Source organism: Nitrospinota bacterium (assembly GCA_029881495.1).
GTDB lineage: Bacteria > Nitrospinota_A > UBA7883 > JACRGQ01 > JACRGQ01 > JAOUMJ01.
In genome coordinates this window covers 1-26,336 of record JAOUMJ010000028.1, presented here as the reverse complement: position 1 = coordinate 26,336, position 26,336 = coordinate 1, and the positions used below count along the sequence as shown (strand labels likewise).

The window sequence follows — 26,336 nt, the reverse complement described above, 5'->3', positions numbered from 1 at the left end:
ATTAATCGGCGCAAGTTCAATAAATTGAATCACGATAAGATTAAATTCAAAGCCACTGATACGGTTTGTCCGCTTTTGTGATATTTTGTATCATATGGACTGTTCAATAGGTGGTTGCAAGCGAGATACGTTCCTGAACGGTAAATGCATATTCCACTGTGAAAAGGACGGCTGGACTGTAAAAGCAAGGTCGCAGGAGATCACTACCTTCTGGGAAAAGACCATCGAATATGTCGTCAAACAGAGCGGACACCATTTCGCCTACTTCGTCTTCCCTACCTTTCCACTGGACGCTGAAGGTCTCCCCTATTTTCTATCCACGCGAGGGTTGACCTTCCCAAAGAAGGCGGTCTTCGACAATGCCGAATTCAGGGGGAGCACGTCATTCAAGAAAGTCACTTTTGCCCAGGGGGCCTCATTCAAGAACGCCGAGTTCATCAAGGAGGCTGTATTCACCGAAACGCAATTTTCAGGCGAGACCAGCTTCGAATGGGTGCAGTTCCTTTCAACATGCCGGTTTTCCAATACCTCATTCCATGCCGATACGAATTTCAGGGGGGCTCTCTTCAACGGCAATGTCTCGTTCCAGGATGTCTCTTCGTCGGGGAGGTTTGTCTTCACCCCTTCCTCAGTCGACTACCTCAATTTTTCCAGAATATCGTTCATGAATTCGGATGTGGAGCTTGGTCCGGCTGAGCTGACACAGTTGACCTTCAACGGCCTCTCCTTCACGCACTCATCATTCAGGATGGATCCGGTAAAGGTCAAAGGAAACTGTGCCATCGTTCATTCCCGTTTCGACGGAGCCGACATTTTCGGGCTCGACGTTTCATCCGCAAAGAATGTCACGATAGAGAAGACCTCTTTCGCAAGCTCGATATTCAACAACACCGAATGGGGTAACATCAAAAGGATAAAGGGGGATCGGGACACCTTTCGACAGCTCAAGGTGGCGAACGAAAGACAGGGAAACTATCTCGACGCGAACGGCTTCTACGCCATGGAGATGCGAGCCCACCGCAGGGAACTGCGAAACGGCGGCCCCCCTTGGGAAAACATGCAAACAAGAGCGCTATTCACTATCAGGGACTGGCTGTCGGAATTTTCGACCAACTGGGTAAGGCCCATCGTATGGTTCTTTGCCACAGGGATGTTCTTCTTTCTCTTCATGTCGTTCCTGCTCGACTATGAGATGATTAAATTCAATATCGACAACCAGAAGCTCGACTTCTGGCCGACGATTTTTGACAAATTCATCTTCCACGCACATCAAAACATCATTGATCTTGAATGGAACAAGCTATTCATTTTCATGAACCCGCTCGAATCAGAATCGAAAGACGTATTCCCCGACTATTACATCCTCTGGCTGATATACAAGATAATTTCGGTATTTCTCATTTACCAGTTCATCACCGCCCTCTTCCGGCAGTCAAGGAGATAAGTGGGACACTTTGGCAGGAATTCGGTCTGTTAAATTCTATTAAGTAATGCACTTTTGCGATTGCTAAATCAAATTACCAGGAGGCTCAAAGAACACTCTCAATCAATGACTTGTAATGCACTGATTTAAATGGATATATACCCCCTCTTCGCCAAGAGATATAATAAGCAGAGATTAGATAATTTATTTCAGGCACTGTTCGTTTCGACCTAAAATCCTTTTTGCATGCTATTCTCGACTATATATTTTCTTAATCCAATATTTAATTGGTATATAATATTCGTCTATGAATTATCTGGAAGCTTCTGAAAACCGCAGCATTTACATCATCCGCGAAGCTTTTTATAAGTTCAAGAATATAGCTCTCCTGTGGTCGATTGGAAAAGACTCCACGACGCTTTTACATCTTGCTCGGAAGGCCTTTTTGGGGAAATTGCCTTTCCCTGTCATCCATATCGATACGGGATACAAGTTTCCAGAGATATATGAATTCCGGGAAAAGTATGCAAAGGAGTGGGCTCTTGATCTCACTGTCGTGAAAAACGACGAGGCTATCAAGAATGGGATGGGACCCGAAGCCTCAAAGAAGATAGAATGTTGCAACATGCTGAAAACCGAAGCCTTGAAGAAAGTGATCGCAAAAGAAGGTTTCGACGCGCTCCTCATTGGTATAAGGCGTGATGAGCATGGAATCAGGGCCAAGGAACGCTATTTTTCTCCACGTGATGAAGAATTCAAGTGGAACTACACCGACCAACCTACCGAGATGTGGGACCAATACAGATCACTTGGAGACAGTGACAATCATTACCGCATACATCCGCTTCTTCACATGGCTGAACTGGACATCTGGAATTACATTAAGAAGGAAAACCTCCCCATTAACAAGCTTTACTACAGCAAGAATGGAACACGCTTTCGAAGCATCGGATGCGCCCCCTGCTGCTCGCCTGTCAATTCAAATGCCAGCAATATAGACGAAATCATCAGCGAGATTGAAACTACCAGGGAAGATGAAAGGGCCGGAAGAGCGCAGGATAAGGAAAACGCCGACACGATGCAAAAGCTTCGCGCACTTGGATACATGTAGCATGCATGAAGAACTTTTTCCTCTTGTCATAGTCGGCCATGTCGATCACGGGAAAAGCACATTAATTGGAAGGCTCCTGCTGGATACTGGCTCTCTTCCACGCTCTGTAATGAACAACTTGGACGCATTTGCAGATAATTCCTCTATGAAACTTGCCCATATAATGGACCATTTCAAAGAGGAAAGGGAACGAGGTATAACCATCGATACCTCCCAAAAATTTTTCAATACATCAAAAAGGCGCTACATAATAATCGACGCTCCCGGACATAGGGAATTCATCAAGAATATGATATCAGGTGCTTCTCATGCCGACGGGGCTATGATACTCCTTGATGCTAACGAAGGGATAATGGATCAGACAAAAAGGCACGCGTACCTGCTATCTCTCATCGGCATAAAACAGGTTGCCGTCCTTGTGAACAAGATGGACCTCGTCAAGTGGTCCGAAAGCGCATTCAACTCCATAGTAAAAGAGATGACCGAATTATTGTCATCCTTCAGGATACAGCCGAAATTCTTCATCCCCATAAGCGCTATGCTTGGAGATAATATCGCCAAAAAAACTGAAAATGCTAACTGGTATACCGGACCATGTGTTCTGGAAGCTCTTGATCAGTTTAAAGCAAAGGTTATGGAAGAACTTGATCTCCGTTTCTCCATCCAGGATAGCTATGATTTTCTCGGCGAAATACCGGTTTATCCCGGTCGTGTCGAATCCGGTACACTCAGAACCGATACTGAATACTTTTTGCAGCCCGGCAATGAGAAAGTGACGGTCCGCACTATAGAAAAATTCGGTCATAAAAACGTGTCCTGCGCAATAACGGGTGAAAGTGTAGCTGTAACCATTGATTGCAAGACCGGAGCCGACAGGGGCAAAGTGATCGTCGACGGATCCAGTATCAAGTTCGGAAAAATGTTGCATACTCACCTCTTCTGGATGTCATCGAAACCCGGAAACAAAAATGAAAAATATGTTTTCAAGTGTCTCACACAGGATATCGGCTGCAAGATAAAATCAATTACGAAGGTATTCGATCCTGGTAATAACATCCCAGATGTTTTGGATGTCGGAGAGGAGATCACCGAATCGCATATCGCCGATGTAATTATCTCTCTTGACGATACCGCTGTATACGATCCTTTTATCTCTATCCCCTCAATGGGCCGGTTTGTCCTAGAAATAAACGATATCCCCGTCGCCGCGGGAACAATTTACTAGTCAATGGGTAGTGTGATATTAGGGCTCGATGGAGTGCCCTTCGGATTGATCAAGAAATATTCATCCGAGGGAATTTTACCAAATATTAACAGCGTTTTAGAAAATGGAACTTTTGTCAGGATGGAGTCCTCGATTCCAGATGTTTCGTCTACTGCCTGGAGCAGTGTCATCACCGGGAAAAACCCTGGCGAGCATGGGATTTTCGGTTTTATCGAGGTCAATCCTGCCAATTACGAATTTCGATTTCCCAATTTCAATGATTTGAAGACATCACCATTCTGGACGGGAAGGAAAGCCGCCATAATAAATGTTCCACAGACATTTCCAGCCAAGATCGAGAATGGCCTTTTGGTCTCAGGTTTTGTTGCCCTTGACCTGGAGCGTTCAGTTTACCCTGCATCACTGATCCCGAAATTAAGATCAATGGACTATCGTGTGGATGTGGACTCAAACCTTGCCCATGAATCCATAGATATTTTTATGGACGACCTATTTGCGACACTTGAAGCACGCAACAGATTTTTTAAATATGCCTGGGAGCTGGAAGATTGGGATATTTTCTATTTCGTCTTTACGGAGACAGACAGGCTAAACCATTTTCTTTTTGATGCATGGGATGACGCATCGCATAAATATCACGGCGTTTTCACCGAATTTTATCGCCGAATTGACGATTCTATCGGTAGAATTCTCGAGAAGATCGCAGGATCGCAACCCGTATATATTCATTCTGATCATGGGTTCTGCCCCTTGAAAACCGAATTTTACATTAACCGATGGCTACAGGAGAACGGATTTCTAGAATTCAACTCCACAGATCCGAAAACAATAATGGAAATAAATCCTGACTCAAAGGCCTTTGCCCTTGATCCGGGAAGAATTTACATAAATTCAAAAGATCGGTTTCCAAGCGGCGGGGTAAATCCTTCGGATGTAGAAAAGATCAAAACGGATATCCGTGAAGGCCTTTTAAAACTTGAAACGGAAAGCATGTCGCCAATTATGCGCATTTTGGATGGCAATGATATTTTTCGCGGACCTGAATCATCGAGAGCCCCTGATCTGGTTGCAATTGGAGAGAGAGGATACGACATTAAATCACTAGTTGCTGTTGATGGCCTGTACGGCAAAAGACATTTCAGAGGAATGCATACCCAGGACGATGCATTTATTATCTCTTCTACCAGAGATGACAGGATAACGGAGCCATTCCATGTTGAGAAAATCGCTGATTTGATACTTTAAATATCTCACCATACCAGTCCAACGCACTTCGCAAATATTCAGTTCTTCCTTTTATATATTGTTACCTTTGGGCCGAATATCGTCTCCCTGCTATTTCTTTCAGGGAATGATTCCATAAATTCTAAAACCAGATTTACTGTCCATATAGGTTCATGTATGCTCTGATTAAAATACATCCTGCTATTGATCCCACCGGTTTCATAAACCTTCTCCCTTCCTTCCTTAAGCTTTTCGTACAGTTCATACCATTTTGTTGATAGTTCAGGGTTCCGATTTCGGATCCAATAATTGTCAAACCAGTGCCAATGCCCATCGAAGACAACATATTCGTAAATTGACAGATCGCTATCCAGAACCTTTTGTATATTTGCCAGTCCTATCTCAAGAGATCTGCCATAGTACGCATCAGAAATATCCCTGACGGTCCATGATGCGGGCATTGTCAAAACATTTGGCGGGTCCGAGAATTTCGGAATTGTTATTAAATATTGACTGTAATCATTGTAGAATTTTTCATCTGCCGGTTTGTGTTTTACGGCTCGGTGGGGCCAGAATCCGTATTCATATATATGTATATCATTATTACCCGCCTCGGTTTTTATTAAATATTCATAGGCATCCCTGTAATTCGTATCACCGAATTTCAACAATTGATTCGCCGCCACCCTGAAAATACCTATTGTGCACAAAATGACCGTAAGATATACCATCACCCGTTTCTGATCTTTCAAGAAATCAAGCGTCGTTAATACGAATAAGGGCATCATTGGCAAAACCAGATATAACCCGCCTGTTGACTCAGAATATTTTCTCGACCAGAAAACAAGAGATACCAACAATGCCAGGAACCACCACTTGTATCGCCTGCTGAACACCAAGTGATACAACTGGTATAAAACGGCTATCGCAATTAACGGCGATAACCACTCAAACAAATATAACAGTATCTCTAGCATGGAACGGCTAGATCCAATACCCCCTAGAACGCTCATTTCCCAAAATCTTAAAATAGCCTGCTTTTGGTAATGAGACACATACCATACATAATCAGAGTAGTTCGTCAGTATCCTAAAATTCAACACTGCAAACACCGAAAAGAAAAGCGCGGCTGACAAAATCACTACTGCAGATGTTTTAAAGAAGAAGTTGCGATTGTAGCCCTTTTCCTTCCAATCAAGATATCTTTCATTCAAGATATAGAAAAACATAGATGCCCCTACAACTATTGCCCCATAAATCTCTATTCCTATCGGAACTGCTGCGAGAACCGATATCGATCCCAATGCTTTCCATCCCGGTCTAGGACCTGCTTTAAATATCGCCCAAATAAATATTATTGTTGTTGCCAGCACGGCCTGTTCGGCTCTCACCATGCTTGCTGTATGAAGAGTACCGAAAATCGCAACATAAATTAGTAGTCCCAGAGTCGATAATTCCCTGTTTTCTGTTTGGATCAGGAATATCCTGTACAGCGCAAAAAGGCTGATTGTAAAAAGAGTTATGTTCACGAATCGTCCAACAACAAGCACATTTTCAAAATAGGAAAGAATATCCACTGAAAAAATACTACCGATGATATCCGCAAGAAATATAACGAATCCCATAAACAACACAAAGAAAGGCGAATAGTGTTTATAGCCATACCAGTTGGAAAGGGAATAATTGAGGAGATTATTCGCAAAATTTATCGCGTTCATGATGACGAAATCTTCGTCGCCATATAGAACGCCCTCAAATGGGAGCCCAGAACCATAGTACGCAAATGCTCCGAGTACGGCTAATAATACCGATATGGATATTATCAGCCACCTTGCGATCGTAATATTGAGATACAATTTATTTCCCATCAAGGCCTCACTTCTTACAGCTTGCCAATATATTCATTAACAGTCCGCTGATTCCTCTCGTTAAAAATACTTGATAGTTTTAAAGATTTGTTTATCCCAACATAACCCACTCAAATTTTGAATATTATGCTTTATCTTCGCACGATTTCCTTATTTTTGTCTTGCTTAAGGTTTAAACAACATTGATAATCCCCGAATGCTTTTTTTAATCAAGTTGCTTTTGGTCTTAATACCACTGACTCTTGTCGGATTATATACCATCTCGAGACTTGTCGGTAAAAGCCGTCTTGAGAATCTTCCTGTAATACCATTGCTGATTGTCAGTTTTTGCATTGGCCTCGAGATTACCGCCTTGACATATTACTACTCGATCTCATTATTTCACTCCTATTTACCATTTGCTTTCTTGCTGCTTCTTGCACTCTATCTTCTGAAGAAGGACATCGCCTTTGTCAGCATTAGATTCTGTAACCAGAACTTCGCTTCTTCCTTCTTTTTCTTTGCCATAACTGCTCTTATTATATTTTTCATTCACCTGAAAATCGGTATCGGGCATGTAGAATCTCATATGGTTATTGCCGATGCAATTAAATACGGAAATCTTCCGGTCATGAATACTGCCGAGTTAGGCACAATTGGAATCGACAAACTAGAACTTGATAACGAAACATCCCTATTTACCATTCATGAAAGTATCTATTTTCCTTTGAATTTTTTCCCTCTTGAAGAGCCACTAAGACCATTTCACTATAAGCATCCAAGCATTCTATCTGTTTTTAGACTTTTATCACTGGATATGGCATACCCTCTCCTTCAACTTTTCGAGCTCGTGATTTTCAAGCTTTCCATAATTTCGATGATTTTTCTTTTCATTAACTATGAAACAGGCAAAGCGCTTCTTGGATTCGCTGGCGCATCAATCTATATTTTTTCCGGAAGCTGGTTGATGCTTTCAAATCTCTCAGAATGGTTGTTCATTATGAACAATGTTTCGCCCACCGAATACAGCTCAAGCTACCGGCTTGCGTTCGGCAACGCAATCTCTTTCGGATATCCAACCACGCTCATACAAAACCCTGACATCATCATCGATTTCATGACAGGGACTTTCTTTCTTTTCGGATTTTTCTATTTTCTAAAAAAAGAAACTAGTACACTTACTCTTTTGGCCCCTATTCTCTTAATGGTTTTTTTTATGAAAAATGGAACAGGTTTCGGATATATCTCCTCTGCATTGATTCTTTCCCTGATGCTGACATACCATAAACTGATAAAAGAAAATACCTCTCAATATAAGTTAGTTTTTCTAACTGGTATTCTTCTTCTTGCCGTCAGTTCTATTACATTTAAATGGACCTTGGACTTTTACAATGTGTATTTCACTGATAACCTGAAACTTCTTCAAAAAGAAACACTATACTTCGTAAAGTGGGAAAGCGAAACATTTCCTCTGGGGCAGATCGGGTCTTGGATAAAGCTGTTTCTTCAAACAGGGAATATATTAATATTTATGCCCTTAGTGATTTTTCTTGCCAAGGATAGATCCGTTTCTTTTCTAAATCACTCGCTGTTTATTGGTGGAATATTTCTTGCCGATATCACAGTAGGGTTCCTTTTTCTCGGCTTTAACTGGCCAGACTGGAACATGACTAGGTTTTGGACTTTTTCATTTCATTACTGGAACATAGCTATTGCTATCTCCTGGTCGATATGGATCATGAAAACACGGTTCAATCGTGCCGTAAAAATAATTGTTTCTGCTCCACTCGCTGTCTCAATCATAATCCAGTTCATTTTTATTTTCGGCCTCACCAAGTATGCCAGCTATATCCATTTGGTAAATGCCTTTTAAAAGCAAATTCGACTGGATTTAGTCAAAATTCATTGAAAACATGTCATTTATTTTATTAGATACTTCATTAAAATTATGGTATAAAAGCTCCACAATGAATTTGTGGGGATAACTGGTTGTCGAAGAAAGTTTTAATTTCTGGCGGAGCAGGGTTTATTGGTTCCAATATTTGCCGCATTTTGCTTGAAAATGGACAGAAACCGATTGTCTACGATGCTTTTATCCAGTACGTATCTCCATTCGAAAGCTCCTATCAGAAACATCTTGAATATAGATTTCGCGGCATAAAGGATCAGGTAACTTTTGTTCGTGGCGATACCAGAGATAAGAACGACGTACGAAAAGTTATCATGGAACACAAGCCAGAGGTTATAATACATCTTGCCGCGCTTCCCATAGCTGACCTAAGCTTTACGCATACCGAAGAAACTACCGGTAGCATATTAAACGGAACACTGAATTTTCTCGATACAATCCATGAAGTCGATTTTGTGGAAAGGTTCGTGTACACCTCTTCCAGCATGGTATATGGTGATTTCAAGAGCATCCCCGCCTTGGAAGAGCATCCTAAGGCACCGAAGGACGTTTATGGCGGGACAAAGCTTGCCGGGGAAATCCTTACTGAAACATACAGCCGCAGGTATGGTATCAAGTATTCCATAGTTCGACCATCTGCAGTTTACGGCCCTACTGACGTAAACCGCCGTGTATGCCAGATACTTATAGAAAAGGCGATCCGAGGTGAAAAACTTACTATCTATGGCGGTGAGGATAACGTGCTGGATTTTACATACGTTGAAGACACAGCCCAGGGCTTTGTGAAGGTTGCACTTTCAGACTCTGGCGAAAACGAGGTATTCAATATCACTCGCGGAGAAGGGAGATCTCTCATTGACCTTATTGATCTTATAAAGGGTTACTTTCCCAACATTGAGATAGTGAAAAAACCGATGCAGCATTACAGACCAAAGAGAGGCGCGCTTTCAATTCAGAAAGCCAGGGACCTTCTGAACTACGAGCCAAAATATTCCTTGGAAGATGGTCTTAAGAAATATATCGAATTTTATGAAGCGTTCAACAATGCTACCTAATAATGGAAAGATAATACCTCTCTGCAAGGCATACATCGGTGAAGAGGAATCAAGAGCCGTTCAAGAGGTTTTAAACAGCGGGTGGCTCACGCATGGCCCCAAGAACATCGAGTTTGAGAATTCGTTCGCCGAATACCTAGGGGTCAAAAATGCCATAGCCATGAATTCATGCACTTCGGCGCTCTTCCTCTCAATTCTCGCAAATAACATAAAGGGGGAGGTTCTTGTACCAAGTTTCACATTCGTTGCCTCGGCAAACGCCATTGTTACTGCCGGCGCAAAACCTGTTTTTGTGGATATCAATTACAATGACTGCAACATTGACGCGTCTCTGCTTGAAAGCTATATAACCAGCAAGACCGAAGCAATAATGGCCGTCCACTATGCAGGGCAATGCTGTGACATGGACAGGATAATGGATATCGCGAATAAACATAAACTGCTCGTGATAGAGGATTCCGCCGAGACCATCGGCGGGACATACAAGAACCTGAAGAGCGGTTCTTGGGGGATCGGATGTTATTCGTTCTTCCCGACGAAAAATATCACGACCGGAGAAGGCGGCATGCTAACAACAAATGACGATGCTCTTGCGAGCAGGGTCAAGACACTGCTTGGGCATGGCATAGATAAAACGACTGCTCAAAGAACAGGAAGCAAAAATAGTTGGTACAGGGCTGCTGTAGTACCGGGGTATAATTTCAGGATGAGCAATATTCTCGCAACACTGGGAGTCGAGCAGATGAAGAAGGTCGACAAAATGAATGCTTTGCGCCGCCAACACAGCTATCATTTAATCGAAAATTTAAGGGATGTGGAAGAAATTGATTTGCCTGTGGAAAATGCCGATTGCAGGCACGTTTTTCAGATGTTCACACTGAAAGTGAAAAATGGCGAAAGGGACAATTTCGTTTTTTACCTCAAGGAACGGGGAATTGAAGCTTCTGTTCATTTCGACCCACCCGTTCATCTGCACCCGGCTTATTCCGAATACAAATATTCAAAACTGCCGGTTACGGAGAATGTTACAAATAACATTCTTACTTTACCGATGTTCCCAGGGATGGAAGAAAATGACCTCAACTACATTGTAAGCACAATAAAGGAATATTTTGAACGACCAAAGCCCTAAAAAGGTCATAGTATTCATCCCGGCCCTAAACGAGGAGGAAACTATAGGCTCTCTTATCGATAAGCTTAGAGAGCTATACGACAAAAAACGTACCATACCCGCCGGATACGAGATCGAAATACTGCTTGTGAATGACGGCAGTACAGACAAAACTGAGGAAATTGCCATATCAAAAGGTGTTGCCGTGCGAAACCATCCAGCGAACCTCGGATTGGGGGCCGCTACCAGGACCGGCATGGAAACAGCCTATGAAATGGGAGCTGACATAGCGATAAAGCTGGATGCGGATTTCCAGCATGATCCTGCCGATATTGAAAAAGTAATTATGCCGATCATACGTGATAATGCAGATATTTGCTGGGGGTCAAGGTTTGCCGGGAAGATCAATTACAAAATGCCTCTAGTCAGGTATCTGGGCAACAGGTTTTTCACCTACCTCATGAACAAGCTGACATATTATAAAATTTCCGATGCGCAAACGGGTATGATGGCTTTTAACCGCAAATACCTCGCAATTTTTGACATCCATGGCGACTATAATCCTCCTCAACAACTCCTTGTCGACGCAAGCTTCAAACATATGCGGTACTTTGAAGTTCCGGTCGTTTTTCATCCAAGAACTACTGGACAATCGTTCGTAAACCTTAAATATCCTTTTTATGTATTCACCAACATATTCCGCCTCCTGATATTCGGAAATCCGTTAAAGGTCTTTTCATTGTTGGGTATATTTTCGATATTATTCTCGTTTTTCTATTTTTTCCTTGCACATCTGGCAAATATCTACGCTTGGTCGATATCCGGCCTGTTCATGCAAAATGTCTCGCTTGTTACAATGATCATCGGATTTCAACTTCTAATATTTGGAATTCTTGCCGACCTAATTGTAAAAAAAAGGAAGTAAGCCATGAACAAGCGGCTACTTCTACTTTACCCTGAATTGGGATTTACCGGTTCGTTCGTCATCAATGTACCGATAAGCCTTATATATGCAGCTGCAAAGTCCGTCAATATCAAGGGACTTACAGTTGAAATCATCGATTGCAGGGTTAATCCCGGATGGCGCGAATATCTTAATGAAACCCTAAAAAATGGGGACGTCCTCATGGTAGGCATTTCCGTTATGAGCGGGATACCAATTGTCGGAGCTTTCGAGATATCCAGAATCGTGAAAGGTTTTTCTAACATACCGGTGGTATGGGGCGGTGCGCACCCTACCATCATGCCTGAAGATACACTGAATTACGAGTTCGTCGATTACTGCATTAGAGGCTACGCATCGAATTCTTTAAGGGAACTCGTTGAGTTCCTAATGCAAGACAGAGAGGAAATGGATTCTATAAATGGGCTATGTTACAAAAAAAACGGCGAACTAATTATAGGAGAGATCCATAACGAATTTGAAAATTTCAAATTCAGGGATTTGCCATATTTCCTGGTTGAGAACAACCTGGAAAAATATTTCTCCATTCAAAATGAAAGGATATTTCCAATATATACGGCGAGCGGCTGCCCCTATCAATGCTCCTTTTGCATTTCTCCTGTCTGGTACAAGGACATCAGGAAAAAATGGGTTCCTCAGGAAGCTGTCGATGTCGCTGACCATATCGAACACCTCGTTCGGGAATATCGCATAGAGTCCATCTATTTTTACGACGATGATACGTTTGTAAAATTTTCCCATTTCGAAGGCATCGCCAGGGAACTCATTAACAGAAATCTGAAGGTAAAACTGGGCATTCGTGGTATAAGAGTAAACGAACTTAAAAAGATGAAGGCGAAAGACTTCCAGCTTCTTGTAGACGTCGGCGTAGAAACCTTGCATATCGGCCTGGAAAGCGGTTCGCAAAGGATGCTAGACCTCATGAAAAAAGGGATATCTGTGGAAGATTCACTTTTCGTAAACAAGGAAATGTTGAAGTACCCTAAACTCCTACCTATGTATAACATACTATGCGGAATCCCCACTGAGACAATCGACGACTTGAAAGAGACCGGGAAATTCATGCTGAAACTATCCGAAGATAACCCGAACTGCATAATTTTCGATCCCGGCAAACTTATTCCATATCCCGGTTCTGAAATGTACGAGCTTGCCAGGCAAAACGGTTTTGAACCACCGACTACAAGCGAGGAATGGAGAGCCCTCGACCAGGAAGGAGATATCTATTTCCCATGGTATACACCGGAATACGACAGATATATCAAGATGCTCCAGATAGGCTCGTACGCCTTAAGCAACTGGGAAGCATATCTTAAAAAGTATTCATGGAGTGCACAACTTGCATTCAAGATAGCGAAGATCTTATATAAACCTATCGCCAAATTTAGAATAAATCAGGGATTTTCAGGATTCCTCTTCGAATATGCACTGTTTAAGACTATTTCTTCACGCTTGGCAGATTAAAATGAAACTTTCTGCCTTATACGCTTTAACAAAACAGTTTTTAAAGCTCTCCCCGACTGTTCCTCAGGTTTTAAACACCATGAAATATTCCATGCGTTTTTTCTCAAACAGCTTCTCTCCGGCAGTCAGCCATGACCCTTTGAGTATCGGTGTATATATAACCTATCATTGCAACCTTGAATGTCCTTTCTGCTGGAACCAGACTATAAATAAGAAGGAATTCCTTTCACAGCAGATGAATATTGAGGAATTCTCCTCTATGCTACAACACCCAAGATTGAAAAATGCTTTTCGCTTATCCTTCGTTGGCGGCGAGCCATTGATCCATCCAGATATTTTTCAGTTTATCGAAATAGCACATAGCAACAAGAAACTTACCATGTTCCCTAGTAATGGTTTACTTATTGAAAAACGATTGGATGAATTTAAAAATTCTCATTTATCATCTTTACAAGTTAGTCTATATGATGGCAATATCTCAGATCAGATACGCAATGTAGAATTATTACGAAGCGTTAATCTTGACATAGATATTGCTCTTGCTAGATATGTAACTACTGAACAAAATTCCCTGGATTATATGACCGAAGTAATTAAAATGTCGGAGCAGCTAAATTTAAAGCAGGTATGCTTCCAAAATTTTATTGCTACAAGCAAGGAAAACGAAAACCTGTGCATTTTTGACGACAATATTGAAATCCTCGAATATTTCAAAGACCTGGATCGCAAGTATGGCAAACGCCTAAACATCATGTTCCCTGCTCCTTTGAAAAGAAACATCAAGGAACGTTTTTGCTACGATCTATACACAGTTGTCTTTGTCGGCAAAAATGGAATTTTAGCTCCTTGCTCCAGCATAGTCCCTCCCGACAGGAAGTTTGGCAACCTCTCCGACGATCAATTCTGGAATAAAAAGTATTTTCTCAGTCATAGAAAATATTTTACTGATAAGTTCCCGTTCAATCCCACCTGCGAATACTGTTATGAAAGCTCGAGCCACGAAAGGACATTTATCTAAACAGATATGTGCGGAATAAACGGGATATTTGCCCCAGGGAATGCGAAAGCGAATGTCCCCAATATTAAACGCATGAACGATATTTTGCGTCACCGCGGACCGGATGGAGAAGGGATCTACACCGACGATAACATAGTCCTCGGACATCGAAGGTTGTCGATAATAGACCTTACGGAAGCAGGCAAACAGCCTATGGGAAATGAGGACGGCACCGTTTGGGTAACATTTAATGGTGAAATATATAACCATCTTGAGATACGGGGAAAATTAAAATCCCTGGGACATAAATTCATATCCACAACGGACACTGAAATCCTTGTTCATGGATATGAAGAGTGGGGGGAATCGCTTTTTAACAAACTGGAAGGGATGTTCGGACTGGGAATATGGGATGTAAAAGAAAAAAAACTGCTTCTTGCCCGGGATGCGTGCGGCGTAAAGCCGGTTTTTTATTGCGCAAACCGTGGGAAGGTGGTCTTTTCATCGGAAATAAAAGGACTTCTTGCGTCAGGCCTTGTTGAAAAAAAAGTTGATAAGCAGGCGCTATACGACTTCCTGTCACTCTTTTACGTCCCTTCGCCTCGTACTATCATAAATGGCGTTTACCAGGTACCAGCAGGAACTTACATGATTTTCCAGACCCCTGAGAAGTTTCAACAGGTAAAACATTGGGATCTCCTCCATTCAGCCGGAAAAACAGCGTGCTTCGGCAGCCAGGAAGAGCTCGAGGAAGCACTGCGCGAGGAAATATCGGTTGCCGTCCGCGACTCTCTCTATTCCGATGTCCCGGTAAGCCTCCTGCTCAGTTCTGGGCTGGATTCATCGATAATACTGCATGAGTTGAAAAAATTTGGTAGATCGGATGTCGGAACGGTGAGCATAGGATTTAACGACAAATCTTACGATGAAGGCGAGGAGGCTAACAGATTTGCCATTGAGAACGGATTCCAGAATGATTTGATAATGATGCCGGACACCAGTCTTATCGGTGTATTGGAAGAACTGGTATACAGCCTGGATTCCCTTAACGCCAATCCCTGCATAATTGCAGAACATTTTTACTTCAAGAAAGTATCGGAAAAATACAAGGTCACCTTGATGGGTTCAGGCAACGACGAACTATTTGCAGGGTACCCCACATACAAGGCGGATAAATACAGGCATGTTTTCGGCCTTTTGCCTTTGCCGGCAAGGAAACTGGCCAACATTTTTGCCGAAATGCTCCCCGTAAGCGATGGAAAATACTCTTTCGATTATTTCGCAAAAAAATTCACGCAGGGTTCACTTTACCACAGGGAAAAGAGTCATTATTGGTGGAGAACCATTTTCACAGATGATGAAAAGGGCAGAATTCTTAACAGTGCCTTTTGCGACAGCGCGACCTTGATGGAAAACACATATCATAGTTACGAAAGTCTTTTCAACGCTTCAAATGGGCGTTTGAACTTCGAGGATCAAACCCTTTATGCCGATTTCTACAGATTTCTGGTAGATAACGCCAATATGGAAGTAGACCAAATTAGCATGGCTTTTTCCCTTGAGGTCAGGCCACCTTTTCTCACCAAAAGATTTGCCGAGTTCTCTTTTTCGATCCCGTTCAACAAAAAACTTGCAAATGGAAAAACGAAGCAATGCCTTAGAAAGGCATATAAGGGACGTCTTCCAGATTATATTACCGGAAGAAAGAAATCTGGTCTTGTGACGCCACTGCATTTTCTGAAAGAGGATAATTACAGGAGTTATATAGAGGAACACCTGTATAGCGACACCATGGCAGAGCACTTTGATATCGGGGAAATAAAAAGATTGTTTGAAAGACATCTTGACGCAAAAGATAATAACAGTTTCAAGCTGTTCTCTCTCCTTTGCTTTTCGCTATGGCACAAGCAACATATGGGTTCGTAAAATATGCACGGAAATGAAATAACCGTTTACCACAGCGAAGAATGGAAGGAGATATTAGCCAAGACCTACGGATATCATGATATGTCGTATGGATATGGTTCAGACCTTGGGATTCTCGCTCCTGGAATGATTGTCAACAACCGTATACTACGAAAAAGGTTTCTCCTGTCGCTCCCGTTCAGCGACGAGGCAGGCCCTGTATCATCCACTTGCAATATCAAGCAAATTGAAAATTTTTTCTTGTTCGTCGATGAAACATTGATGAACGAAAAACTGGATTACGTTGAGTTGAAAGGTGTCAGCAAGCATGTTGCTGAGGAAGCGAAAAAATTCAATTACGATACGATCTACCGTAACTATACATTCAGAATCGACCTGTCGCAAAGCCTCGAAAGCCTGCAAGGCAATTTACATCATAATATAAAGCGCATATTAAAAAAGAACAGACCAATCCGGATAGATTCCGGCCCTGGAAAAATGATCAATGAATATTACGCGATGCACAGGCACACAATGAAAAACCTCGGCACACCTCCTCATTCCAGGGCTTTTTTCGAGAATATTTCAAAGCTGCTGGGAGAGAACGCCGAATTTCATCACGCACTTCTTGACGGCAAACTTGTTGCATCTATTCTCGTACTTACAGACCAAACAAATTACTGCGCCAGGTATTTCGCCGGCGCAAGCTATGAAAACCTTAAAAACCTAAATGCAACAACCTACCTTTTCATGAATGCCATAAAGAGCGCTAAAAATAAAGGCGTACGCTATTTCGACTTTGGTGTTTCCCGTGAAGGAACAGGAGTATGGAATTACAAACAGAAGTGGACAAAATATGAACCGATAGAAGTTCATTACATCATAAAAGGAAAAACAAAGGACTATATAGACCCAAGAAACAGGAAGATAGAACTTTTCTCGCACATCTGGCGCAACTACCTCCCTGAAGGAATTGCCAACCTTATCGGGCCGTTTATCCGTGGAGAACTGGGGAAATGACAACCACCCATAAGGATAGTTTTGCGATCCATGTGGAAAGCGAAAAAAGAAAATGTCCTCTTTGCGGGAGCAAAGAGCATTCATTTGCATATTTTGCCGAATTCAAAGTAAACAAAGTGTCATATGACCGGTGTAAATATTGCGGAGCGATTTTCCAAAATCCGCTATTAACATTTGATTCACTCTCCGCAGTCTACAACAGCAAGGCGTATTGGGGAACCGACGATAAGGATGAATATATCTATTCTTCTTATTCCGAACAGGAATCACAGTATATGCGTGAAGCCGCCAGGCGGTACCACCTTATGGCCAAAAGTACTCGCTTTGAAATTTTGCAGAACATCAAGGTATTGGAGATAGGCTCAGGGGCAGGATTCTCGGCAGTCCCTTTCATTAATAACAGAATCGATATTTCCGGTGTCGAACCTTCGATTGACATGGCAAACCACGCGAGGAACAATTTTGGCATGAAGGTGTTTTTGGGGCTTTTTGAAGATCTCACGTTTGATAAAAGTTCCTACAATATCGTTTTCACTTGGGGGACCTCCATGAATTTCCGTGAACCGGAAGAGGTTTACAGAAAAGTCTTTCATCTATTGAAACCTGGAGGCTCCCTCTTCCTGGATTTTCTCGACATGAACAGCATCTTCAGCATATACACATATAGAAAAAGAAAGAAAGGGGTTCATATCACCTGCGCTCCAACCAGAACAGGGATAAAAACGGTTCTGGAAAAATGTGGTTTTCGCACCATAACCTTTAAACGAGTATTTCCCTACTATTCAATATCGTTTCTCGCCTCACAACTCGATTCTGCGCTTCTCAAGAGAATAGCCAAACATTACCCTTTCAACAAGCTCGGTGTTTATGTTCCTGCATTCAATTTCTATATTGTTCAAGCCGTAAAACAGGATGAATAGCATGAATATATTGCTAAGAGTTGATATAGACTTTTCATTCTGCATAAGGAAGGGGGTTCCATGGCTCCTTGATTATTTCGACAAGAACGGCATTAAAGCCACCTTTTTTTCAGTTATGGGGCCGGACACAGTCTCGTCACATGGAAAAAGGATAGGGAAAAAAGGCTATATCAAAAGATTAATAAGCATGAATCCGCTCAAAATGATATGGGCCTTTGGTCCGCTTTTCCTGCTGAGGGGAAAACTCCTTCCGGTCAGTCATGTCGGAAAGGATAATCCAGACATACTTAAAGATATCCAGGCGCGCGGGCATGAACTGGGACTGCATGGTTACGACCACTCTTGGTGGGCTGATAACTGGAAACTTCTGAATTCTGAAGGCGTGTTAAAAGAATTTGCGAGGGCAAATAACGAATATCATAAAATATTTGGTACCAACAGTTCGCTTTGGGGTTCTCCGAATTGGCGAACCGTAGAGCCTTTATACGACATCATGGAAAACATGAATATTAAATATTCCTCGAACGTGCGCGGGAACAAACCTTTTCTACCAAAATTTTCCGGCAAGGAAAAAAATGTCGTCGAACTGCCTATCTCCTTGCCAGCCATACACGAACTGGTTCAATACGGCATCCCAAAAAAAAGCATTCCACAAACAATAAAAGGATGTCTTGATAAAAGCTATAATATGCTCGTCATACATGGTTATTACGAAGGTCTGCTTGAAAGGGAACTTTTCAAGAACACGGTAGATGAACTTCTATCCGCGGGCTATAAATTCACCACGCTGGGACAGTATTACGATACAATTCGGAACGAGAATATAGAGGCTGATGGTATTTCGCAGATCAGAGTTCCCGGGGGATTCGGTGATGTCTCCTGCCAGGAAGATTTTTTACAAAACAATTATTTCGATTTGCTGAAAGGGCAGAATGACTGAAGAGATTAGACCTTTTAAAAGGAAAGCTTTCATCTTTTCACTTGATGGTGCCAGCTTTAGCCTTCTTGAGAAGATACAAAAGTATAATGTGATCCCTTTTCTATCCAAATTGATGGAATCCGGTTCCAAAGGAGAGCTTGAAAGCACAAACCCTCCACTTACTCCGACAGCTTGGACCTCAATATTCTCCGGCCTGAACCCAGGGAAACATGGAATTTTCGATTTTATCCTTCAGGACGCCAACGGGAACTTTAACCCGATCAATTCCAGCTTCGTCGATGGTAAAATGTTGTGGGATCACGCCGGCAAGGCCGGGAAAAAGGTAGTCATTCTTAATCAGCCTATCACCTACCCGGTACATCCCGTCAACGGGATTATCGTATCCGATCATATTTTCACCCCTCGCAGATCGAACGCGTATGCATATCCAGAAAATTTTATTGAAGTGATGGAAAGTGATATTGGCAGGTTCAAGATATTTAACAACGTTACATACGCTGACAACAGGATTGACGCGGTTTTGAACGATTACTTTGAGGAACTGGAATACAAAATGAAAGCCTTCGAATATATCGACAATAGGCTCGACTGGGACCTCTTTATTCTCTACTTCTGGTCATTGGACCATATCCAGCATTCGATGCTTCACATTTTGGATGATGAGCACCCGAAATTCAACCGCTCCCTACATGACAGATATATGCCCGCAATTCTTGAATACTTTAAAAAACTGGACAGCACCATTCAAAACATCTACTTAAAGGTCATCGAGCGATCTGTTGTACTTTTCGTGTCTGACCATGGCCTTTCGGGGCTTGCAGGTTTCGTGCACCTGAATACATGGCTGCTGCAAAAAGGATATATACGATTACTGGAAACGCCCAAGGTTCGCATCAAGAAGATACTGTTCGATATCGGCTTTACACCGGAAAATATGTATAAACTTGCAAACAGGTTCTTCATATTCAAACAGGGAATGCCCATGCTAAGCACCTCCTACAATAAATTGATAGGCTTCGTGTTTCTCTCTTTCAGTGACGTAAACTGGAATGAGACTATAGCATTTGCGAAGGGGAATTTTTCCCAGATATTCCTAAACAGGAAAAGAAACAACAAAAGTGCCATTAATGATAAGGATATCCTTGAAAGACTCAAAAACGACCTGCTGGAGCTGACAAATGAAAAAGGCGATGAACGAATCGTGGACAAGGTTTTCTTGAAGCACGATATCTACACAGGAGACTATACCGATTCCGCACAAGACATCCTTTTTTACACAAAAAATTATGAATACAAGGCTTTGGGTACCCTAGATTTCAACTCAAATAGATCCATTACCGATACGTTTGCCATTACTGGTCATCACAATCACTCCGGTATATTCATCTGCAAAGGTGATGGAATAAAAAAATCACAACATCTTCAAAACCTAAAGGACGAGGATGTTTTCCCGACCGTACTAAAAATACTCGGCATCCCAGTACCAAAGGGAATAGACGGAAGGATAATCAAAGAAATTTTCGAGAATCAGATAAATGAAACACCTGAAACAGACAAAGTTGATGATACACCCTCGATACCCAAGACTCCAAAAGGTCAGGACATTTATTCAAAAGAGGAGAAGGAAGATATTTCGAAAAGGCTTAAGGATCTCGGTTACATGTAGCACAACCAACCACGGATATACAGCAAACAGATGAAGACGATATATTTCGGCAACGGCGAACGCGGTTTACGTTGCCTTGAGGAAATTTGCCAAAATGGGTATTTACCGGAGGCAGTTGTAGTACACCCTGCCCCCGCATCGGAACTTGAAAATAATCTTATCCGCAGGTTTGCCATCAGCCTGAACCTTCCCGTATACGCTCCTGCCAGCGTGAATAAATCCCCATTCATCGATGAGATAAGCTCAAAGCAACCCGACTTAATGATATTGTCAGGTTACGGAAAAATACTTAAAAAGGAGATACTGTCAATTCCCAGACTTGGAACGATCAACCTGCATGGTGGATTACTTCCTAAATACAGAGGCGGCTCACCTATCAATTGGCAAATCATCAATGATGAGAAAAAGGGGGGTTGCGCGATAATATTCGTCGATGAAGGAATTGATACTGGAGACATCATTGTACAGGAAACATATGAGATTGGCTCTGAAGATACCGCTGGCGACATCTATGTAAAAACGCTGGAAATCTTCCCGCGCCTGCTCGTTAATACGTTGGAAGATATCGCCAACGAAAGGATAAAGAGAGAAAAACAGAATTCATCCGATGGGAGTTATTACAAGAAACGGTATCCCGAAGACAGCAGAATTTTCTGGGAAACCATGTCCGCCCGGCAGATATACAATTTCATAAGAGCCCTAAACGGCCCCTCATTACCCGGCGCCTTTACATACCTTGAAAATGAAAAAATTGTTGTCCTGAAGTCAAAATTGACAGGAAACAAGAGCGATAGGATTCCAGGAGAAATCCTTGGCAAGTCCGGCGAAGGCGTTATAGTAAGCTGCCTGGATGAGGATTTACTGATCTTGGAGGTCTCGTGCGGCGATAATGGGAATGTACTGCCAGCGGTGAAAAAACTCGACCTTGCGGGCAATAGATTAATATGATGAACGAGTATCACAGCAAATCCCGAAATTAAGCAGTGGACAAATTTAAAGCTACCGTAAAAAGCATCCTCCTTTTCGTGACAGGTATAGCCCTGTTCATATCAGTCATCGTATTTTCCGACGTAGGAATTGACGAGATAATCCGCAAATCGACATCCATCTCGATACTCCCATTGTTAGGGATCATTGTATTAACTGCTATTGTCTTTTTAATAACCGCTGAAAAATGGAAAAGCATCATTTATGACCAAACAGGAGCAAGAGATTTCGGACGTGGTTTTTTCTTCTATTATTCCGCGCTCGGGATTACATCCGGTTTTTTTGTGTCTCAAAACCTGAGTTCGCTTGGAGTAAGGTCGCTCTCATTGAAGATTAATAAAAACATACCACTTAGCGCTGGGGCATACTCGGTTCTGCTCGATCAGCTGATGGACCTCTTCATTCTATTTTTATTCATTATCCCTTCGACAATGTTCCTGACCGGCAAATTCGAAATGAAAGAGCTGGCAATGGCCATGGCCCTGCTTTCGATGATTTCTTTCGCAGCATTTTCGGTAAAACCGCTTTTCATTTACAACATCATCCTCTTTTCATATGAAAAACTTATAGAGATCGCATGCACGATGACATCCCGGAAGAACAGACCGTCCTTCCTGACGATGGACACAGAATCAAAAACCATTTCCGCATCTACTGGCAAAAAGCTCTATTACCTGAGCTTGCTAAAATTCCTTGTTCTTGTGACAAGAAGCTATTTTGTAGCTCTTGCGTTCAATATTGACATTTCTTTGCTTCTGTTGCTCATATGCGCCCCTACGATATTTATCGCTGGACTAATCGGCTTTACACCGGGGAGTCTTGGAATACTGGAATGGGGCTGGTTCGGTATTCTCGTTTTTTCGGGTGTATCAAACCAGGATGCGGCTTCATTCATTATCTTCCAGAGGTTCGCATTTCTTCTCTCTTCCATTCTGATACTTTCATTGAGCTACTTCTACTATCGCAAATACGATAATGCGGAAGCAGTGTAGAAAATATTTCTGTGAATATCCACGCTTGGTGCCATCGAACCTGGCCTGGCTGATAAAGATATCACCGGATTAAAGGAGTTCGGCTATCTGGACGGCGTTGAGGGCGGCTCCCTTACGGATGTTGTCCGAAACTATCCACATGTTGAGACCGTGCGGAACAGTCGGGTCCTTCCTTATCCTCCCGACGAATGACTCGTCCTCGCCCGCGGCCTGGATTGCCAGCGGGTAGACATTGTCCGCCGGAATATCCAGAACGCCAACACCCGGCGCAATCGCGAGGATGTCGCGGGCGTACTCCGGCGACATCGGCCCGGTGAACTCCACGTTCACCGATTCCGAATGGCTGTAAAAGACCGGAACGCGCACGCAGGTCGCCGAGACCTCAATGGAGTTATCCCCCATTATCTTCTTCGTCTCGTTCACCATCTTTATCTCCTCCTTGGTGTAACCGCTTTCGGTAAACACGTCTATGTGGGGGAGACAGTTGAATGCTATCTGATGCGGGTAGACCTTGTGGGTTGCGGGCTTCATGGAAAAGATATCCCTCACCTGCTGGCTTAATTCGTCGACCGCCTTCTGCCCGGTCCCTGAAACCGACTGGTAGGTAGATACAACTATCCTCTTGATCTTCACCTTTTTATGCAGGGGATTCAGCACCACTACCATCTGGATGGTAGAGCAGTTCGGATTGGCAATTATCCCCTTGTGCCAGGCGATCGAATCGGCGTTCACCTCCGGCACCACGAGCGGCACGCTGTCGTCCATCCTCCATGCCGAGGAGTTGTCTATCACTGTCGCGCCTGCCCTCACGGCAACCGGGGCGAATTCTTTCGATACGGAACCCCCGGCGCTGAAAAGGGCGATATCTATCCCCTCAAAGGAGCCTTCATCCAGCTCTTCAACGTCATAATCATGTTTCCTGAACTGCATGGTCTTGCCGACCGACTTCGCAGAGGCGAGGAGCCGAAGCGATTTCACCGGGAAGTCGCGCGCTTCGAGAGTTTTGACCATCTCGTTGCCGACCGCGCCGGTAGCGCCGACTACCGCGACGTTAAACTCTTTCTTTTTTTTCATTTCAATTTCCTTTTAGCTTTTTCACTATCAAATCGCCCATTTCAGCGGTAGATATCTTCTTTGTCCCCCCGGAAAATATATCGGCACAGCGATACCCTTCATCCAGCGCCGATGCCACCGCTTTTTCTATTTCCGCTTCCGCTTCAGGCTTGTCGAAGCTGTATGTAAGCATCATCCCCGCTGAAAGGATCGCCGCCAGGGGGTTTGCTATCCCCTTCCCCGCTATATCCGGGGCGCTTCCATGGACCGGTTCGTACATCCCTTTCTTGCCCGACAGGGAGGCGCTTGGGAGCATCCCGATGGAACCGGTAAGCATTGCTGCCGCGTCGCTCAGGATATCGCCGAACATGTTGGTTGTCACTATAACGTCGAACTGCTTTGGGTTCCTTATCAGCTGCATGGTCGCGTTATCGACATACATATGGGAAAGCTCCACATCCTTGTAGTCTTTGTGGACCTCGATGACGACGTTGCGCCAAAGCTCGGTGCATTCCAGGACGTTCGCCTTGTCCACGGAGCAGACCTTCCCGCGCCGTTTTCGGGCCGCCTCAAACGCAACCCGCGCAATTCTCACTATCTCCGGGGTGGTATAGACAAGGGTGTTAATGCCCCGCTTCCCCCCTTCGAAATCCTCCACACCGCGCGGTTTCCCGAAATATATCCCTCCGCAAAGCTCGCGAACCACCAGCATGTCTACCCCTTCCACTACTTCGCGCTTCAGCGTCGAAGCGTCAACCAGAGGTGCGAAGAGTTTCGCCGGGCGGAGATTCGCAAACAGGTCAAGCTCCGAGCGTAATCCCAGGAGTGCGCGCTCCGGCCTTACGGAGTAATCGAGGCTCTCCCATTTCGGCCCGCCTACGGCGCCGAGGAAAACGGCATCCGCCTTTTTGGCTGTCTCCAGGCTTTCAGGGGGGAGGGGCGTGCCGAACTTGTCGTAGGCCGAGCCTCCGACAGGGGCATCCACAAACTTAAAGCCGAATTTGTATTTCTCGTCGACCGCCTTTAGTACCTTAACCGCTTCGGTGGTAACCTCCGGGCCGATCCCGTCGCCTCCGCATATCGCTATCAACGGCATTTATTTGCCTCCTATTTTCTTCTTGACCGATTCCATAAGGCCTCCGGCATTTATCAGCTCCTGCATGAACGGGGGTACGGCCCCCGCCTGGTACTCCTCTCCCTTGGTGAGGTTCTTTATCTTTCCGCTCGACATATCGACCTCCAGCTGGTCACCAGCCTTGATCTTTTCCACCGCTTCATCCGATTCGAATATCGGGAGCCCCATGTTGAAGGCGTTTCGGTAGAAAATGCGCGCGAACGACTTGGCAATGACACAGGAGAGGCCTGCCGCCTTTATCGCTATCGGCGCATGCTCCCTGCTTGAACCGCACCCGAAGTTCTTTTTGGCGACGATAATGTCGCCTTTCGCGATCTTCTTCGGGAAATCAGCGTCGGCGTCTTCCATAACGTGCTTCGCAAGCTCTGCCGGGTCGGAGGTATTCAGGTACCTCGCCGGTATTATCTCGTCCGTATTTATATCGTCACCAAAAAGGTGAGCTTTTCCCTTCATCGTCATATCAAACTACCTCCTCTGGGGATGATATTTTTCCGGTAATCGCAGTCGCGGCCGCCACGGGGGGGCCCGCAAGATATACCTCGCTCTTTGTGGAACCCATCCTCCCTACGAAATTGCGGTTCGTGGTGGTTAGCGCCTTTTCGCCGTCCGCAAGGATGCCCATATAGCCTCCGAGACACGGCCCGCAAGTCGGGGTGGAGACGACAGCCCCTGCGTTTGTAAATATCTCCAGAAGGCCGTTTTTAAGGGCCTGGCTATAAATGAGCGGGGTTGCCGGGATGATGATCATCCGTAGGCCTTTGGCTACCTTCTTCCCTTTCAGTATCCCTGCCACCATTTCAAGGTCGGAGTAGCGTCCATTTGTGCAGGAGCCTACGACAACCTGGTCAACCTTCACATTGCCAGCTTCGGAGATACCCCTTGTATTGGACGGGAGGTGCGGGAATGCCACCTGAGGTTCGAGTTTTGCTCCGTCTATCTCGATCTCCTGAACGTACTTCGCGTCAGGGTCGGATTTGAATACTTTCGGCTCACGCTGGAACCTCCCTTTTATGTAGGCATCGGTCTTTTCATCCACATGGAAGATCCCGTTCTTCGCGCCGGCCTCCACGGCCATATTGGCGATAGTGAACCTATCGTCCATCGGGAGGCTCCCTATCATATCGCCGACAAATTCCATGCTTTTGTAAAGGGCGCCGTCAACGCCGATTTTACCGATGATATTCAGGATAACGTCTTTACCCCCTACCCACTTTCCAAGCTTCCCTTTTAGGGTGAAGCGGATAGCTTCCGGGACCTTGTACCACGCTTCGCCGGTAACCATGGCGGCGGCCAGGTCGGTACTCCCTACCCCCGCGGCAAAGGCTCCAAGCGCCCCGTAGGTGCAGGTATGGCTGTCGGCGCCGATTATAAGATCCCCCGGCCCTACG

General features: G+C 44.0%; 23 protein-coding genes. 17 read left to right on the top strand and 6 right to left on the bottom strand.

The window, feature by feature from the left end:
* Nucleotides 1-94: 94 nt before the first annotated feature.
* From OEY64_10980 to OEY64_10965, 4 genes are all read left to right on the top strand, one after another.
* On the top strand, nucleotides 95-1,444 hold the full coding sequence (locus tag OEY64_10980; protein MDH5543473.1) for a pentapeptide repeat-containing protein: 1,350 nt from the start codon (nucleotides 95-97) through the stop codon (nucleotides 1,442-1,444).
* Nucleotides 1,445-1,730: 286 nt separating this feature from the next.
* Nucleotides 1,731-2,534: a sulfate adenylyltransferase subunit CysD gene (gene cysD, locus OEY64_10975; GenBank protein ID MDH5543472.1), complete on the top strand. Its 804-nt coding sequence runs from the start codon at nucleotides 1,731-1,733 to the stop codon at nucleotides 2,532-2,534.
* Nucleotide 2,535: 1 nt separating this feature from the next.
* A complete protein-coding gene (locus OEY64_10970) occupies nucleotides 2,536-3,759 on the top strand; it encodes a GTP-binding protein (GenBank protein MDH5543471.1) in 1,224 nt (407 codons plus the stop codon).
* A 3-nt stretch (nucleotides 3,760-3,762) separates the two neighbouring features.
* A complete protein-coding gene (locus tag OEY64_10965; GenBank protein ID MDH5543470.1) occupies nucleotides 3,763-5,004 on the top strand; it encodes an alkaline phosphatase family protein in 1,242 nt (413 codons plus the stop codon).
* Nucleotides 5,005-5,042: 38 nt separating this feature from the next.
* Here the strand turns inward: OEY64_10965 and OEY64_10960 are convergent, their stop codons facing one another.
* Nucleotides 5,043-6,851 carry an elongin A domain-containing protein gene (locus OEY64_10960; GenBank protein ID MDH5543469.1) on the bottom strand — a complete coding sequence of 603 codons (1,809 nt, stop codon included), beginning with the start codon at nucleotides 6,849-6,851 and terminating at the stop codon, nucleotides 5,043-5,045.
* Between the two features lie 391 nt (nucleotides 6,852-7,242).
* On the bottom strand, nucleotides 7,243-7,407 hold the full coding sequence (locus tag OEY64_10955; protein ID MDH5543468.1) for a hypothetical protein: 165 nt from the start codon (nucleotides 7,405-7,407) through the stop codon (nucleotides 7,243-7,245).
* A 12-nt stretch (nucleotides 7,408-7,419) separates the two neighbouring features.
* On the opposite strand from OEY64_10955, the gene OEY64_10950 reads away from it, so the two are divergent.
* From OEY64_10950 to OEY64_10890, 13 genes are all read left to right on the top strand, one after another.
* Complete coding sequence (locus tag OEY64_10950; GenBank protein ID MDH5543467.1) at nucleotides 7,420-8,703, top strand: hypothetical protein; 1,284 nt, start codon at nucleotides 7,420-7,422, stop codon at nucleotides 8,701-8,703.
* A 116-nt stretch (nucleotides 8,704-8,819) separates the two neighbouring features.
* Nucleotides 8,820-9,794, top strand: coding sequence for a GDP-mannose 4,6-dehydratase (locus tag OEY64_10945; protein MDH5543466.1), 975 nt, complete (start codon nucleotides 8,820-8,822; stop codon nucleotides 9,792-9,794).
* Nucleotides 9,769-10,926, top strand: coding sequence for a DegT/DnrJ/EryC1/StrS family aminotransferase (locus tag OEY64_10940; protein MDH5543465.1), 1,158 nt, complete (start codon nucleotides 9,769-9,771; stop codon nucleotides 10,924-10,926). Before OEY64_10945 ends, OEY64_10940 begins: the two co-directional genes overlap by 26 nt.
* Nucleotides 10,907-11,830: a glycosyltransferase family 2 protein gene (locus OEY64_10935; GenBank protein ID MDH5543464.1), complete on the top strand. Its 924-nt coding sequence runs from the start codon at nucleotides 10,907-10,909 to the stop codon at nucleotides 11,828-11,830. The genes OEY64_10940 and OEY64_10935 overlap by 20 nt, the downstream gene beginning before the upstream one ends.
* A 3-nt stretch (nucleotides 11,831-11,833) precedes the next feature.
* On the top strand, nucleotides 11,834-13,333 hold the full coding sequence (locus OEY64_10930; GenBank protein MDH5543463.1) for a B12-binding domain-containing radical SAM protein: 1,500 nt from the start codon (nucleotides 11,834-11,836) through the stop codon (nucleotides 13,331-13,333).
* Nucleotide 13,334: 1 nt separating this feature from the next.
* A complete protein-coding gene (locus tag OEY64_10925; protein MDH5543462.1) occupies nucleotides 13,335-14,351 on the top strand; it encodes a radical SAM protein in 1,017 nt (338 codons plus the stop codon).
* A 6-nt stretch (nucleotides 14,352-14,357) separates the two neighbouring features.
* Nucleotides 14,358-16,256, top strand: coding sequence for an asparagine synthase (glutamine-hydrolyzing) (gene asnB / locus OEY64_10920; GenBank protein MDH5543461.1), 1,899 nt, complete (start codon nucleotides 14,358-14,360; stop codon nucleotides 16,254-16,256).
* Nucleotides 16,257-16,259: 3 nt separating this feature from the next.
* Nucleotides 16,260-17,255, top strand: coding sequence for a GNAT family N-acetyltransferase (locus OEY64_10915; GenBank protein ID MDH5543460.1), 996 nt, complete (start codon nucleotides 16,260-16,262; stop codon nucleotides 17,253-17,255).
* Entirely contained in the window at nucleotides 17,252-18,175 is a 924-nt protein-coding gene (locus OEY64_10910; GenBank protein ID MDH5543459.1) for a class I SAM-dependent methyltransferase, read from the top strand. Before OEY64_10915 ends, OEY64_10910 begins: the two co-directional genes overlap by 4 nt.
* A 1-nt stretch (nucleotide 18,176) precedes the next feature.
* Entirely contained in the window at nucleotides 18,177-19,115 is a 939-nt protein-coding gene (locus OEY64_10905) for a polysaccharide deacetylase family protein (protein MDH5543458.1), read from the top strand.
* The gene (locus tag OEY64_10900; protein ID MDH5543457.1) at nucleotides 19,108-20,781 is read left to right on the top strand and encodes an alkaline phosphatase family protein; all 1,674 of its coding nucleotides are present in this window, start codon (nucleotides 19,108-19,110) and stop codon (nucleotides 20,779-20,781) included. The genes OEY64_10905 and OEY64_10900 overlap by 8 nt, the downstream gene beginning before the upstream one ends.
* A gap of 30 nt (nucleotides 20,782-20,811) precedes the next feature.
* Nucleotides 20,812-21,729, top strand: coding sequence for a methionyl-tRNA formyltransferase (locus tag OEY64_10895; protein ID MDH5543456.1), 918 nt, complete (start codon nucleotides 20,812-20,814; stop codon nucleotides 21,727-21,729).
* Nucleotides 21,730-21,764: 35 nt separating this feature from the next.
* Nucleotides 21,765-22,760, top strand: a complete 996-nt coding sequence (locus OEY64_10890; GenBank protein MDH5543455.1) for a flippase-like domain-containing protein — start codon at nucleotides 21,765-21,767, stop codon at nucleotides 22,758-22,760.
* 69 nt (nucleotides 22,761-22,829) lie between these two features.
* On the opposite strand, the gene OEY64_10885 is transcribed toward OEY64_10890, so the two are convergent.
* From OEY64_10885 to OEY64_10870, 4 genes are all read right to left on the bottom strand, one after another.
* Entirely contained in the window at nucleotides 22,830-23,834 is a 1,005-nt protein-coding gene (locus OEY64_10885; protein ID MDH5543454.1) for an aspartate-semialdehyde dehydrogenase, read from the bottom strand.
* A gap of 1 nt (nucleotide 23,835) precedes the next feature.
* Complete coding sequence (gene leuB / locus OEY64_10880) at nucleotides 23,836-24,909, bottom strand: 3-isopropylmalate dehydrogenase (protein ID MDH5543453.1); 1,074 nt, start codon at nucleotides 24,907-24,909, stop codon at nucleotides 23,836-23,838.
* Complete coding sequence (leuD, locus tag OEY64_10875) at nucleotides 24,910-25,407, bottom strand: 3-isopropylmalate dehydratase small subunit (protein ID MDH5543452.1); 498 nt, start codon at nucleotides 25,405-25,407, stop codon at nucleotides 24,910-24,912.
* Nucleotide 25,408: 1 nt separating this feature from the next.
* Nucleotides 25,409-26,336: 3-isopropylmalate dehydratase large subunit (locus tag OEY64_10870; GenBank protein ID MDH5543451.1), on the bottom strand; the 928-nt coding region annotated here is incomplete at its 5' end.